Below are 13,477 nucleotides of genomic sequence, written 5' to 3' on the forward strand. Positions count from 1 at the left end.
TGAAATTGCGCAGTGGGCTTCTGCGTGAGTTCAAATCGATGTCCGCTCTGTTCCAGCAATTGTCAGCCAGCCCCAGAGGTCGGAGTATGAAGCGCCCCGGCTGACGAACAACAATCCACCCCCACACCGTTCGTTCATCCGCGTAGTCATAACACACTTACCAAACCAGCTGAATAATGACTTATAATGGCGTCTTTGGCCCAAAAAGTGCTATGATGAGGGAACATTAACTAAGGGGGTTAGACACGATGAGTTCAATTATTGAAAATTTACAATTAGCCGCACAACAGGTTCACCTCATCAACCTATATCAAGCCAATAGCGAAGTGGTTTATACCGGCTACATCGACCGTCTGGCACCCGATGGCGTTGTCGTGAACACTTACGACGATGCAGGGCTCCAGGACGGCGCCGTCTTCATGCGTTACGACGTTATCGATGAAGTTGAAATGATGAGCGAAGACCTCGATAACATGGCCTTTCGACTCAAGAATGCAACGACTGAAGGATTAAATAGTGTGCCACAACCAGCGCTGGCAATCGATGACCAACAGCCAGCACTCGCTCAGTTAGTCGACCACGCCCATTCTGACCACCAAGTCGTCCTGCTCGTGTTAGCGGACAATGACAATTACCTTGAAGGTCAAGTTCAAGCAATCACCGATCAGACGATCACGTTCACAACTTTTGATAAATTTGATTTTAAAAATAAGACTCAGCAAGTCATTCCGCTAGATTCGATTCAAATTCTCGAATTCTGCGGCAATGAATTATTGCTGGAAAGTGCCTTTGTTAAAACTGCTCACGCTCACCAGGAAACCGTCAAAGTCAGCGAACCCGATGACGTTGATGCAACGCTTAATAACGCTTTGGCCCAACATCAGCTGATTGCAATCCGCTCGGCAGATGGTTCCGATATGTTCTTCGTCGGCTTCATTAACACGTTAAACGCCGATAGCGTCTTGCTCAACTTGATTGACATGACCGGCCAATTTGGTGGCTACACGCTGTGCCGACGCTCGCTGATTGAATCGGTCACGACTCAATCGGACTACTTGCAGACGATGCGCGGTTTTATTGAATTGAACCGTCAGTATGAGTTAAATGTCCAGCCGGTCTTAAACGACGAACGCCTCTTTGACGGCACGACTGATTTATTTGAGTCGATTTTACGGCAAGCCGCGACTTTCAATAATCTCGTCCATATTACGACTGAGAATCCAATGTTGCCGGCGATGACCGGTTATCCGGGCGCGTTGACTAATGGCCACTTCATCTTCTACAACGTCGATGACGATAACCAGATCAATCACGTTGGCACGATGATTGAACTCGACCAAGTCGTCGAACTATCATTCGGTTACATGGACGCTTACCTGCTAGAGAAACGCTTGAAGAGTACTGGAAATCTGTAACCAATCAGCGGCAAAACTGAACTAGCAGCCATTTCATTAGCGGAATGGCTGCTAGTTTTTTTAGTTTGGCCCAACTAGACTGGCGTGTTGACCAATTTCCCAAAAAAAGCGGCGCGACTCGCAGGATTTCTGCTAGTCACGCCATTTTAACAACATTTTCAATGATTCTGCTTGCACTGATTCTGGCTTTTACTGGTTGATAGGGCCTGTTCGTAGTGATTCTATACGACTTCACCGGCCGATAATAAACCTCGACTGTCGCACAATCGGACTCACCACCACGTCGCTAATCGAACAAATGCAACTTAGCAATTCGTTGGCAAGCTTCCGTGAATCGGGGCTCGTCAATCAGTAAACCCACGCGCACATAGCCTTCACCACCGGCACCGAAGCCATTTCCTGGCGCCACGGCGACGGCTGCTTGGTCGAGCAACAGGTCAGCGAAGCTTTCACTCGTATAGCCAGCTGGAACTGGCATCCACGCGTAAAACGAGCCGCCTGAGGGGTACGGTTCCCAGCCAATTTTGCGTGCGGCCGCAAAGAATTGGTTGCGCCGACGTTCATATAACCCGACTAGGTCACGAACGGTCTGTTGGTCACTATTTAGGGCTGCGATGGCGGCATCCTGAATCGCCGGGAAGACGCTGACGAATAAATGGTCTTGAATGAGGTTCAAGGCTTCAATCATATCTGGATTACCCGCCGCAAAACCGACTCGCCAGCCGGCCATGTTAAAGGATTTCGACAAGGTGTACATTTCAATGCCAACATTCTTGGCGCCAGGCGTTTGTAAGAAACTGACGGGACGTTGCCCATCAAACCCGATCGCCCCGTAAGCAAAGTCGTGAACAATCCCAATCTGATGCTCATTAGCAAAGTCGACCGTATCGCGGAAAAAGTCCGGCGTGGCTACCGCACCAGTCGGGTTATTTGGATAATTCAAGTACAACAATTTCGCTGCATCAGCCACCTGTGGATCGACCTGAGAATAGTCTGGTAAGAAGTGATGTTGTTCAGTTAACCGCAATAATTCAAGTTTGACTTGAGCTAAGGTGATTCCTGACAAGTAATCGGGATAACCCGGGTCCGGTAAGATCATGGTATCGCCAGGGTTCAGGAGTGCAAAAGGTAATTCGACTAGTCCGATTTTACTGCCACCTAAAACGGCAATCTCAGTCTCTGGATCCAGTTGCACCCCGTATTCGCGCTGATAAAAATCTGCCGCGGCCTGTTTGAAACGCGGTAGCCCGCGAAATAGCGAATACTTATGGTCAGCTGGGTCGGCAGTCGCAGCCTGCATCGCCTTCACGACGAAGTCTGGCGTGGGCTGGTCCGGATTTCCCTGCCCTAAATTGATCACATCCGCACCCGACGCGGCTTTCGCATTGACCTTGCGAACCAAATTCGCAAAGAACTGTTTTGGTAACTGCTGTAAAATCTTGGATTCTTCAAATTTCAAACCTAGTGCTCCCCTTCTGTTAACGGCTTCAGACTAGCAACGTCAAAGGTCCCGGCAAATTCTGCCAAGTGGACCAAGTTGCGTAAGAAATCATGGGTCTTCGCTTCATAGTGATACTGCACGCCTAAATCATAAAGATAACCATTGATATAATCAACTTCCGTGGGCCGATGTTTTGAAATATCTTGATACATGGAAGGAAAATGTAGCGGATTGGTCTTGCGACTCACATAATCGATAGTCGCCCATTCTTCTTCGCGGGTATTCAACAGCGTAATGCCAGCGCGTTCACAGACATCGAAGGCTTCATCAATCAGCTGCCGTCCCAATTTCTGAGCGACCGGTGACTGAATAAATTCGCCCATTTGGATCTGAAACATCGTGCATAGCGTATTGATGACCGAGTTGAAAATCACCTTAGCGAGCAACGTTCCGAGGAAATTGGTCGTTAACGTCGGATTCAAATTGGCCGCCTGCAAGTCTGCCACGATTTGATGCGTCACTTCATCCGGTTGTTCCGTCTGATTGGCAATATTCATTGAACCGGCACCCGCTGCGCCAATAAAGTCCACATCGCCGGCCTGCTTCAAAACGGTCCCAATCAGCGCGGTTCCGCCGAGCACCTTTTCCGGCTTGAAATACTGGTTGATTTTTTCGATATGGCCCATGCCGTTCATGGCAGTGACCACGTACTGGTCTGCGTTGAAGAAATGCGCTGAACGCGTCAGCATTTCCGCTAAGCCCATTTGCTTAGTGAAGATAATCAACACGTCCGGCGTCCCGTGGTAATCTTCTGGCGTGCTAATTCGAATCGGGACTAGGTGACGGTTCTGTCCATCACGCGCCACGTAAACGCCGCCTTGTTCCTGAATCGTTTGGACTTGTTGGTCCCACGTATCGACAAAATCCACGTGTTGGCCAGCCTCCTGTAACAATACCCCGTACCGTAATCCCATAGCACCTGCGCCTAATACTGCATACTTCATTGAAAAAGCTTCCTTCCTAATTACGACCGTGTGTAGTGGTCTGCCAAACGGTCGCCACACCACTGAACGATCTGCACGATAACGATCAAAATAACGATGACACTAATCAAAACGCCGGTATTATAGCGATTGTAGCCATATTGAATCGCTAAATCACCGATACCGCCCGCCCCAATCGTCCCGACCATGGCGGAATAGCCCAGCAAACTGATCAGGGTCAAAACGACGCCTCGAATCAAAGCTGGTAAGGCTTCTGGGAATAAGACCTCTTGAAACGTCAACCAGAAGTTAGCCCCGGTCGACCGGGCAGCTTCCACGACCCCGGCATCAATATCCGCAAAGGCCCCTTCCGCCAGCCGGGCAAAAAACGGAATTGCCGCGACTGAAAGTGAGACGGCGCCTCCTAATGGCGTATATGGATCGCCCGCCACGAATTTGGCAAATGGAATCAAGACGACCATCAAAATCAAAAATGGTAATGACCGAATCGCATTGATGACAAAGCCCGCAACGCTATTGACTAGCGGATGGGGCGCAAATAACGGGTTGGCATAGTAGTAGAGTAATAAGCCAATAATCGTGCCGAAGACCACGCCGATAAAACCCGAGATGAAGACCATTTTAGCGGTATCCCATAAGGCGGTTCCTAAATTCTGTTGTAAAATCGTCCATGTCTCATTCATGTGCGTTGACCTCCTCGACGTAATCGACCCGTTGCCGAAACGCAGCAATCGCCCGTTTCACCGCTTCGGTTTGCCCCGTTAAGTACACGGCCAGCACCCCGATGGCGCGTTCCTGAATAAATTCGATGCGTCCTTGAATAATGTTGATATCCACATCCGTCGCCTTGGCGATTTCCGTGATAATCGGCGTCAGCGAGTCACTGCCACGGTAGCGTAACGCTAGTAACTGGCCTTCCTGTTGAGCGAGCTGCGCGGCGACTTTTGGCGGTAACTGGGTATCTAAGAAACGATTGACCAACCGCTGCCCCATGTCCGACTGTGGTGCGGCAAATAAATCATACGTCGCCGACTGTTCGACTAATCGGCCCGCTTCCATGACTGCCACGCGGTCAAATAAGCTCCGAGCAACTTCCAACTGGTGGGTAATAAAGACGATGGTAATGTGCAAACGTTGGTTGATGTCTTTTAGAATCTGAATGATTTCCTCGGCCGTTTCAACGTCTAAGGCACTGGTCGCTTCGTCACAGAGCAAAATATCAGGATCATTCGCCAATGCGCGGGCAATCCCGACCCGTTGCTTCTGACCACCAGAGAGTTGGCTCGGATAGTTGTCCTGACGCTCCGCTAAGCCTACTAGCGATAATAATTCTTGGATCCGAGCCGGCTGTTGCTTCTCCGGATAGCCGCCCGCGGTTAATGCAAACGCGAGGTTTTGGGCAATGGTTCGATTACCAACCAAGTTGAAGTTTTGGAAGATAAAGCCGATTTTCTTGCGAATCGCTGCAATCTCTCGCCGGTTGGCCTTAGTCAGTTCCTGACCATCGACCACAACTTGTCCGTGACTAGGGGCTTGCAAGTAGTTGATCGTCCGTACTAGGGTCGACTTCCCAGCACCGGATAAGCCGACGATGCCAAATATTTCTCCTTTTTCAACCGTCAGTGACACGTCCTTAACCGCTTGGACCGTCCGCTTCTTCTGCTGAAAGGTTACATCAATATGTTTTAATTCAATCTGACTCATCCCATTGACCTCCTACTGCCACGATGCGGGCTTATCGAAATCCTTAAATTCAGATTTGGCGATGGCCTTCTTGAAAGCCGCGCTATTCAAGACTGACTTAACGGCTTTTGCAAACTTGGAATTGCGTTGACTCGTCTTAACGACGAAGACTTCCTTGTAATCTTCCTTCAATTTTTCAAGCGCCAACGCTTTGGATGGCTTCAACTTAGCATTCCAAGAATAGTTTCCGGGAATCAAGGCAATCGTCACGTTGCTCATTGATTGTGGTAATTGCGCCGCATCCAGCGTTTTAATCTTCAATTGATGCGGGTTCGAAGCGATATCAGCGGTGCTAGCTGTGGCCACGTTGATATTCTTCTTCAACGTGATCAACTTTTGAGCTGCCAGCAATTGTAAGGCCCGCGCCAAGTTAGACGGATCATTCGGTAGCGAGACGGTGTCGCCGCGTTGCAAATCGCTGAGTGTGGAAATCTTCTTAGAATAGATCCCCATGCCTAGCGTGGGCGTTTCACCGATCGCTGATAGTTTCAAATGGTTTGCTTTGGCAAATGTCTTGAGATACAGCGTGTGTTGGAACAGGTTAGCGTCAATCTCACCAGAATTCAAAGCCTTGTTGGGCTGCACGTAATCGTTGAATTCCTTGGTCACGACCTTGTACCCCTTCTTCTCTAGTAACGGCCCAATCACTTTAGTCGCCATGTCCCCGTAAGGCCCAGGCGCAACCCCAATCTTCACCGTTGTCAATTTGTTGGAACTCGCCTGAGAACCGCCACCGCGACTCAAGCCAATAATGGCGACCAATACGACTAGAATGCCGCCTAACGCTAACAACCACTTTGTATTTCTTCTCATTATCCATACCCCATCTCTTTTTTATGCGACAACTAAAAAAGTCGCCCCGGTTATGCTTTTACATAACAAGGACGACTGTCGCCGCGGTACCACCTCAATAGTATCCAATTGGACACCAACTCATGCAGAACTAACTGCTGCGCTAACGGGCATTAACCGCGACCACTTAACATGACTGCTCACCGATCGTTCATTAAGAAAGACCATCTTCACAACGTTTACCGGATCATCTTTCAGCAGTTGATGACTCTCTGTTACCGGCGCGCAATCGCTACTCATCTTTCGTGATAAGTCACATTATGAGTTTTAGATTAGAATATGTCAAGGAATTTATTAATTAAAAATGAGATCAATGATTGTATTGAACTTGACGATACGCTGAAATGACAGCACTCACAGCATTTCACGAAAATCTCCAATCGCGACTTCAAGTCCTTACAAACTGTCCTCACTAACGGCCCTAAAATACGGCAATTGAACGCAAACAGGAGGCAACGGGCCTCACTCGTCAGGCTTAAAGTACAACGTATCATGGCGCTTACAACGGGGATTGAACGCTGCCTGACAATTGGGACAAGCCCCAGTGTGATACTGTGCAACGGTCATTCGATAGCGACAATTGCCACACATCACGGCTAGCGACTGGCGACTGGCCGGGACAAAACGATGCGTACATAATGCATCATGGCAGTGATAGCACGCATAATATCGTTGACATTGCGAGCACCACAAGGCGGCAATGTCGGTTGCTTGATGATAATGTTGGCAGCGCCCCGCCTGGTCGAGATTTAACCCGTCAATCTGAAGCCACGACTGCCTCATGCTTCAACACCGACTTTGACCACCTCACCACTCGTAAAGATTTGGTGATCCCCAGACGGTAATCGTAAGACCAAGCCACCATGAGCATCGATATCTTCGGCCAGCCCCGTCACGACCTGCCGTCCCACTTGCAACGTGACTTGTTTGCCGAGAACGGCAGATTTAGCCCGGTACGCTGGCAAGAAGTCAGCGCTAGTATAGCGTTTCGATAGCGCTACAACTTCAGCCAATAGCGCCGCGGCCAGCTGATTACGATTGACCGCCACCGTTGTATCGACGGCTTGCGCACGTGTTCGCAGTTCCTGTGGAAAATCAGTCGTCGTCAAATTCAGACCGATGCCGACAATGAAAGCCATGGTTGAACTCGATTCTAGTTCAAGACTTGCCTCGGTAATGATGCCACCGACCTTATGATGGTCCAGATAAATATCATTGACCCATTTCAGCTGAAAGTCCTTAGTTGGGTAAAATTGTTGTAACACTTTCAGCACACTCACCGAGATACCGGTGGTCAGTAGCCCGACATTAGCCAAGGCTTGCGTCGGATTGGGAATAACCACACTCAGATAGAGCCCCGTATTGGCTGGTGAATAAAAATGGCGGCCCTGTCGCCCATAGCCGGCCGTTTGCTGATCCGCCAAGAACGCCGCGATTTGGGCGGGGTGCTGGCTTAAAAATTCTTTGGCCAGCAGCTGCGTCGATGCCGTCTCGGCCACCACCTCAATCGGCCCTGGAAACTGATGTTGACCATGGATTTGAATCGCCGTCGCGTCCAACCGCTGACTACCCCGGTAACAATACCCGCGATTTTTACGACTCTCAATCTGATGGCCCTGCTTTTTGAGCGCGTTGATTGCTTTCCAGACACTCTCACGACTGCGGCCAATCTGCTGAGCCAATTGATCCCCCGATAGCCATGTCCCGGGGTGTGCCACTAATGTCATTAAGACCTGTTCTTTCGTTGTCATTTTGCCACTCCTCATCTTATTCGGCGCTTTGTTCATCGCTCGACCATCAGCTTATGCTGCAACGCCAAAATCGATGACGGCCCGGACGCGCCGCGCAATCAAGACAGCTAGCGTCGCCTTAATAATATCTCCCGGAATAAAGGCCAAGTTCGATAATAAAGCAGCCGAAAGCGTCATATTGGACTGAATCGCCAGCCAGACCGCCCCGACGATGTCGACAAACGCAATACCGGCTAACCACACGATGCCAACTTCCAACCACCAGTAGCCACTCGTCGTTGCTGGCGTCAACTTCATTAAGGTCCCAATTAAGATGGGCGCCAACAACCACGCCACGAGGTAGCCACCGGTTGGTCCTAAGAACACGGCCGCCCCACCGCGACCACCTGACAACAGTGGCAATCCTAATGCCACTAAGCCCAAGAACAACGCCACGGCAATCGTGCCATATTTGCGACCCAATAATTCAGCTGCCAAGAAAATTCCCATATTTTGCAGCACGATTGGCACCGGGATAATCCCCACCGGAATCCCCGGAAAGAACCCCAGAACAATGATTAGCGCCGTTACCATCGCCGTCTGCGTCAAATGTTTGACTGTCTGTTGATTTGTCATACCTGCACCCCTAGTTAATCAATTTAACCGCTATTATGCACCAATAGTAACCTTAAATCAATAGTATGGGTTACTATTTTGATACGTGCTGTTCAAATTAACATGCAACATGACTAGAACGTGGCAGTTCTTCAGGTCAAAAGCAGCCAGCTATGGACCGCTGGAAACAAAGCGAGTTAGCGTAAACGTGCAGTGCTAGGATCGTCCTCGCCGGCTTTCAGGCATTCTATTCGAAAGGCAGACATGTGCGTACCCAACTTTTTTGTGAATTGGTCGTTGATTCTTAGAAACCAGTTATTTTGGTATTTAACTGTAAGACTTGTTTCTGAAAATGGCCAAGTCAGCATACTCATGTTTTGCTTTCGGAGTCAGTAACATTCCAGAACATGAGTCGCATCATCTTTAGCCGCCTGAAATGAAAAAAGTCCGGAATGCTCAAAGAATGGAAATTAGGGAATAGTACTTAGACAAGCGCCTCAGTATACAAGTGCTATAACTCTCCATCGATAACGATTCAGAAAGGTATCCCTGAAAGACCAGTTACCTAATATTCAGTGGTCAATTGTACCCAGATAGGTGGCCGTTCATCCGCCATTCGAGCGGTTTCCCGACTGTAGGGGCTGGCGGACAATGCTCAAGGGCAAAATTCTTCTTGTCCGGGTGGGGTTCCCGGGCTAGAAGAAGACTCGTATTTGAAATTGCGCAGTGGGTTTCTGCGTGAGTTCAAATCGATGTCCGCCCTGTTCCAGCGTTGTCAGCCAGCCCTGGAGGTCGGACTAAGGAGATCATCGCTGACGAACAGTAATCCAAACAACTGTTCATGAAAATCAGTCGACCAAAGCTCGTTGTCTGGCCGACTGATTAACTAATTGTTCGTCTCAAATGATTTGCTCACCGCAATTGCAATGACTTGCCACGGCTAGGCTTGGCGTACATCTGCGGTTAAATCGATGATTTCGTCAAATAAGGGTTTGGTCTGCTGATGAAGATTATGGGTCACCATGATTACCGTCTTATTCGACTGTTGTAGAATATTCGTTTCCACGCGTAATGCGGTTTCCAGATCCAACGCAGAGGTAATTTCATCTAATAACAAGATTGGTCGATCACTTAATAACATTCTCGCCATCGCCACCCGTTGCATCTGACCACCGGACAAATTGGCCCCACCATGTCGTAATTGCGTCGCAAATCCATCTGGTAGCTCGTCGACAAATTCATCGATACCGCAGATCCGGCAAACCGCGGCGAACGTTTGGTCATCGACCGTCCGTCCCATTAAGATGTTCTCCCGTAAATCCCCGGTAAAGATATAGGGATGCTGGTCTACATATAACATTTGCGCTTGAATCTGGCTTTCTGGTAACTGACGATAATCTTGACCATCAATCGTCAAAGTCCCTTGATAATCCGTATACATGCCAAAAATCAAATTCAAAATTGTCGTTTTTCCAAACCCAGATGGCGCAACCAAGGCATACTTATGATTCTTTTCAAGCCGTAAATTAAGCTTCCACAGTGTTGGGGTGCTTTGATTATCATATGTAAAAGTCACGTCATCAAAATCAATGGCTTGTTGGAAATTCGTCAAGTTAGCCGTTGGTTGGGTTGTTGCTTGAGATGTCGCTTGGGTTGCTGAATTGCTTGAAGCTAGCCGAAACTTCTTAATAATGGGTTTAACCGTCCGCAAGCCTACAATCGCAAAACTCAAAGCCGTTAAGTTACCAAAAATCACCCCGGCCAATGACGAGCACGTGATGATACTCCCCACCTTCATGACGCCGCTGAGAGCCAACCAACCAGCTAGGACACCAATCGCGGCTTGACTCAGAAAGCTGATCCAATTAATCAGCCCATTATTCTCTGCCTTAGCAGTCACAAAAGCGACCTTGTGCTTACCAAACCGCTTAGATGCATACTGAACACGCTGGTTAATCAAATGTTTTTGCCCCAAAATATAGAGCGCATTGTATCCATCAAAGGTATCCGTCATGGTTTCCGTCAGTTGTTCATTAGCTTGACTATATGATTTCGATTCGCGTTCAAGCTTGGCTTGTAATATTTTAGGGCCTAGAATCATCAACGCCGCCAAGATAAGCGTCAGAATCAGGAGGCTATAATGGTATTTGACAATCATAATGGCATTAATCAATACAGCTGTCATCGTCTGCATTGCATCAAAGACATTCTCAAATCCTTGTTCATCAATAATGGTTAGATCATTAGTCATCCACGAGACGTACTTACCCGTATCGTTTTCTTTGACCTGCGCATACTGCAATCCATTAATCGAATCTGCAATATCGTTCCGTAATTCTGCTTCCATCGTTTGTTTTAACCGTTCGCGAAAATAATCATTGATGGGAATACAAATTGCAAATAGCGTAATGGCACTGAACGCAATGATCATGTCACGAATAAACGATTGGTAATCACGATTAGCAATTGCCGTAATCGCATTTCCAAAGTAGATGCTATCGATCATCTGAAATCCCATCCAAAACACACCTAATATCAATAACCCCAAAACCGCTAACTTGTGCCGAAATAAATACGAATAAATAGGCATAAACTCCTCCTCAAAAAAAAAGCTATCGTCCAACCTCGTGCCACATAGTAATTAGTTATTCATTCAGTTCCACAGAAATCTGATTGAACAGAACCAGCATGATTGCCGCAATCAAGTAAAATGCGCCGCCGACCAGCAAGACACTAGTCACCCCGAACACGCCAATCAACACGGGAATCCCTAGTAGCCCAATTGGCTGTGACAAGTTCATCAGCGCAAAGTAGCTGTTAAAAATAACCCCTAATTTCGCTTGTGGCACCTTATTTTGAATAATTGTCTTCGATGAAATATTGAAGAACGGAATGACGATTCCCAATCCAGCTAGCCCCAGTAACGCCACTGGTAACGAATGGGCACTCCCGAAGATAGCCAAGGTGACTGGCACTAACAGCAACGACGTTTGAATCAAGCGACTCATCGGGAATTTGGTGCACAGGAACTTATACGTTAACGACCCAATTAAGAAGCCCAGCGAATAAAATGATTCCAGTAGCCCAGTCGTTTTGGCATTGTCAAAAATCTGATAGGCCACTTGGGTTAAATAAACATTCATCGGCGCCAGTAAAATATTAAACAGGATTGCTGAAAAATAGACGGGAACGATATAAGGAAACATCGACAAAAAATCTTTAACGATCTTAAAACTATTCCACATTGAGGTAGATTGGGCTGCAGTTGCTGCAACGCCATCCATAGCCGTGTTGGTGGGTGGGATATGTAAAAACATCAACAGCACCATCACTACTATGTACGAGACAAAATCAAACAAAAACAATGCTGTAAATGGTAAAAAGCTGATGAAATAGGTGACGATGATTCCCGAGAAAAGATTAGCGGCAGTCATGGCACCACTGATTGACGCATTGATATCATTAAAGTCTGACTTATCAAATAAATACACGGTCACCTTAGTAATACATGGCGCATAGATGTCAGAAATCACTGAATACACCACCGCCAACGCGACCAATAAGACGAATGAATGCACTTGGAAATAGTCCATGGCGGCCACACACAGAATTGCCAGGGCCGCTAAGAAGCTAGAGACCAGCAATAAACGTTTTTCATCACGCCTCGAGTCAATCAGATAACCAATCGGCGTTGCAAGGACCACTTGCGGAATAAACAAGAAGAACGAGTAAATTCCGACGTAGATCGCATTCTTGTACCAAGTCGTGACTAAGATAATTAAGGCAATTCGGGAAAATGCCGTGCCAAAATTATTGATAAACTGACTAACTAGGATAATTCTTTTGTTGCTCATTTAGTCGTCCTCCTTTCTAAGATGACCTACTAAATCCGATAACGAAAATCCTCAGAAAAGCACGTTACCAACGCGTGACTTTCATAATTACTGAGGCCCCCACACCAAGAATCAGGTCAATCCGCTGATGCTATTCTGAAAGTTCAGACTCTCAAATAAAGAGCCTGCTTGTACACCACTCCTTTTAGCGTTAGATGTGATTATAATAGCACTAAACACATCATAATCAAATAATATTTTAATCTAATTGCAATTTTTCTTATCATTTGCCCGCACATCTACTTATCATAGCGGTCAGGTTAGTAGGTATTAGCCGCAAAGTAAGTGCACACCCGGTAACCAAGTGACAACAGTTTGCCGGTCATTTCAACACACATTATTGTCCCAATTCTTTTAGCCAACACGTCAAAATTCAAGTTAATTAGCGCAAAAAAACAACCAGGACCTGCCATCGTATGATGACCCATCCTGGTTGTGATTAACATTTCACAGTTAACTTACTGTGATGCCCTGCTTATTCTTCTTTAGGAATCCGTTTTTCAACATGATATTGCCGTGCCTCTGGTCGTGGCGTATCCGCTGAAAGGAGATCATCCGCATAAAACACTGAATAGCCGTGGTCCTGTTCTAGTGGTCGCGCAATCATTAGGCCGCGTTTACGACCATGGCGGGCATTATAAATGTCCGCGCTACGCAGCGCTTCATTGTAATCGTGGGATTCTGAAATTGCGTCGCCGGGATTAAATAAGACATTTTCATCCATATACCGTCAGCCCCTTTCTGAGTATCTTAATTATACACGCTGGCACCATGCCAAAGAAAG

At 47.4% G+C, this 13,477-nt stretch carries 12 protein-coding genes; 1 reads left to right on the forward strand and 11 read right to left on the reverse strand.

Annotation, left to right across the window (positions count from 1 at the left end; translation table 11 throughout):
* Window positions 1-248: 248 nt before the first annotated feature.
* Window positions 249-1,415 carry a hypothetical protein gene (locus MZO40_RS00760; RefSeq protein WP_050337805.1) on the forward strand — a complete coding sequence of 389 codons (1,167 nt, stop codon included), beginning with the start codon at window positions 249-251 and terminating at the stop codon, window positions 1,413-1,415.
* Window positions 1,416-1,701: 286 nt separating this feature from the next.
* On the opposite strand, the gene MZO40_RS00765 is transcribed toward MZO40_RS00760, so the two are convergent.
* From MZO40_RS00765 to MZO40_RS00815, 11 genes are all read right to left on the reverse strand, one after another.
* Window positions 1,702-2,874, reverse strand: a complete 1,173-nt coding sequence (locus tag MZO40_RS00765) for a pyridoxal phosphate-dependent aminotransferase (RefSeq protein ID WP_105961085.1) — start codon at window positions 2,872-2,874, stop codon at window positions 1,702-1,704.
* 2 nt (window positions 2,875-2,876) lie between these two features.
* Entirely contained in the window at window positions 2,877-3,860 is a 984-nt protein-coding gene (locus tag MZO40_RS00770) for a ketopantoate reductase family protein (protein WP_050337807.1), read from the reverse strand.
* 20 nt (window positions 3,861-3,880) lie between these two features.
* Window positions 3,881-4,543 (reverse strand): methionine ABC transporter permease, encoded by a 663-nt coding sequence (locus tag MZO40_RS00775; RefSeq protein ID WP_050337808.1) that lies wholly within the window; start codon window positions 4,541-4,543, stop codon window positions 3,881-3,883.
* Window positions 4,536-5,564, reverse strand: coding sequence for a methionine ABC transporter ATP-binding protein (locus MZO40_RS00780; RefSeq protein WP_105920296.1), 1,029 nt, complete (start codon window positions 5,562-5,564; stop codon window positions 4,536-4,538). The genes MZO40_RS00775 and MZO40_RS00780 overlap by 8 nt, the downstream gene beginning before the upstream one ends.
* Before the next feature lie 12 nt (window positions 5,565-5,576).
* Window positions 5,577-6,416: a MetQ/NlpA family ABC transporter substrate-binding protein gene (locus tag MZO40_RS00785; protein ID WP_088770153.1), complete on the reverse strand. Its 840-nt coding sequence runs from the start codon at window positions 6,414-6,416 to the stop codon at window positions 5,577-5,579.
* A 501-nt stretch (window positions 6,417-6,917) separates the two neighbouring features.
* Window positions 6,918-7,238, reverse strand: coding sequence for a CHY zinc finger protein (locus MZO40_RS00790; protein ID WP_082230179.1), 321 nt, complete (start codon window positions 7,236-7,238; stop codon window positions 6,918-6,920).
* The gene (locus tag MZO40_RS00795) at window positions 7,235-8,206 is read right to left on the reverse strand and encodes a biotin--[acetyl-CoA-carboxylase] ligase (RefSeq protein WP_105961084.1); all 972 of its coding nucleotides are present in this window, start codon (window positions 8,204-8,206) and stop codon (window positions 7,235-7,237) included. The genes MZO40_RS00790 and MZO40_RS00795 overlap by 4 nt, the downstream gene beginning before the upstream one ends.
* A gap of 51 nt (window positions 8,207-8,257) precedes the next feature.
* Window positions 8,258-8,821, reverse strand: a complete 564-nt coding sequence (locus MZO40_RS00800; RefSeq protein ID WP_105961083.1) for a biotin transporter BioY — start codon at window positions 8,819-8,821, stop codon at window positions 8,258-8,260.
* 919 nt (window positions 8,822-9,740) lie between these two features.
* Entirely contained in the window at window positions 9,741-11,390 is a 1,650-nt protein-coding gene (locus MZO40_RS00805) for an ABC transporter ATP-binding protein (RefSeq protein ID WP_252133045.1), read from the reverse strand.
* A 55-nt stretch (window positions 11,391-11,445) separates the two neighbouring features.
* A complete protein-coding gene (locus MZO40_RS00810) occupies window positions 11,446-12,654 on the reverse strand; it encodes an MFS transporter (protein ID WP_105920292.1) in 1,209 nt (402 codons plus the stop codon).
* A 514-nt stretch (window positions 12,655-13,168) separates the two neighbouring features.
* A complete protein-coding gene (locus tag MZO40_RS00815) occupies window positions 13,169-13,417 on the reverse strand; it encodes a hypothetical protein (RefSeq protein ID WP_003637561.1) in 249 nt (82 codons plus the stop codon).
* Between the last annotated feature and the right edge of the window lie 60 nt (window positions 13,418-13,477).

The organism is Lactiplantibacillus sp. B652 (assembly GCF_023806745.1).
GTDB classification, from domain to species: Bacteria; Bacillota; Bacilli; order Lactobacillales; family Lactobacillaceae; genus Lactiplantibacillus; species Lactiplantibacillus pentosus.

Excerpts from the sequence above, each read along its gene's own strand:
- MZO40_RS00795 (WP_105961084.1), bottom strand. The coding sequence starts at position 8,206 with ATGACAACGAAAGAACAGGTCTTAATGACATTAGTGGCACACCCCGGG.
- MZO40_RS00815 (WP_003637561.1), bottom strand. The coding sequence starts at position 13,417 with ATGGATGAAAATGTCTTATTTAATCCCGGCGACGCAATTTCAGAATCC.
- MZO40_RS00785 (WP_088770153.1), bottom strand. The coding sequence starts at position 6,416 with ATGAGAAGAAATACAAAGTGGTTGTTAGCGTTAGGCGGCATTCTAGTC.
- MZO40_RS00780 (WP_105920296.1), bottom strand. The coding sequence starts at position 5,564 with ATGAGTCAGATTGAATTAAAACATATTGATGTAACCTTTCAGCAGAAG.
- MZO40_RS00810 (WP_105920292.1), bottom strand. The coding sequence starts at position 12,654 with ATGAGCAACAAAAGAATTATCCTAGTTAGTCAGTTTATCAATAATTTT.
- MZO40_RS00800 (WP_105961083.1), bottom strand. The coding sequence starts at position 8,821 with ATGACAAATCAACAGACAGTCAAACATTTGACGCAGACGGCGATGGTA.
- MZO40_RS00775 (WP_050337808.1), bottom strand. The coding sequence starts at position 4,543 with ATGAATGAGACATGGACGATTTTACAACAGAATTTAGGAACCGCCTTA.
- MZO40_RS00770 (WP_050337807.1), bottom strand. The coding sequence starts at position 3,860 with ATGAAGTATGCAGTATTAGGCGCAGGTGCTATGGGATTACGGTACGGG.
- MZO40_RS00805 (WP_252133045.1), bottom strand. The coding sequence starts at position 11,390 with ATGCCTATTTATTCGTATTTATTTCGGCACAAGTTAGCGGTTTTGGGG.
- MZO40_RS00760 (WP_050337805.1), top strand. The coding sequence starts at position 249 with ATGAGTTCAATTATTGAAAATTTACAATTAGCCGCACAACAGGTTCAC.
- MZO40_RS00790 (WP_082230179.1), bottom strand. The coding sequence starts at position 7,238 with ATGAGGCAGTCGTGGCTTCAGATTGACGGGTTAAATCTCGACCAGGCG.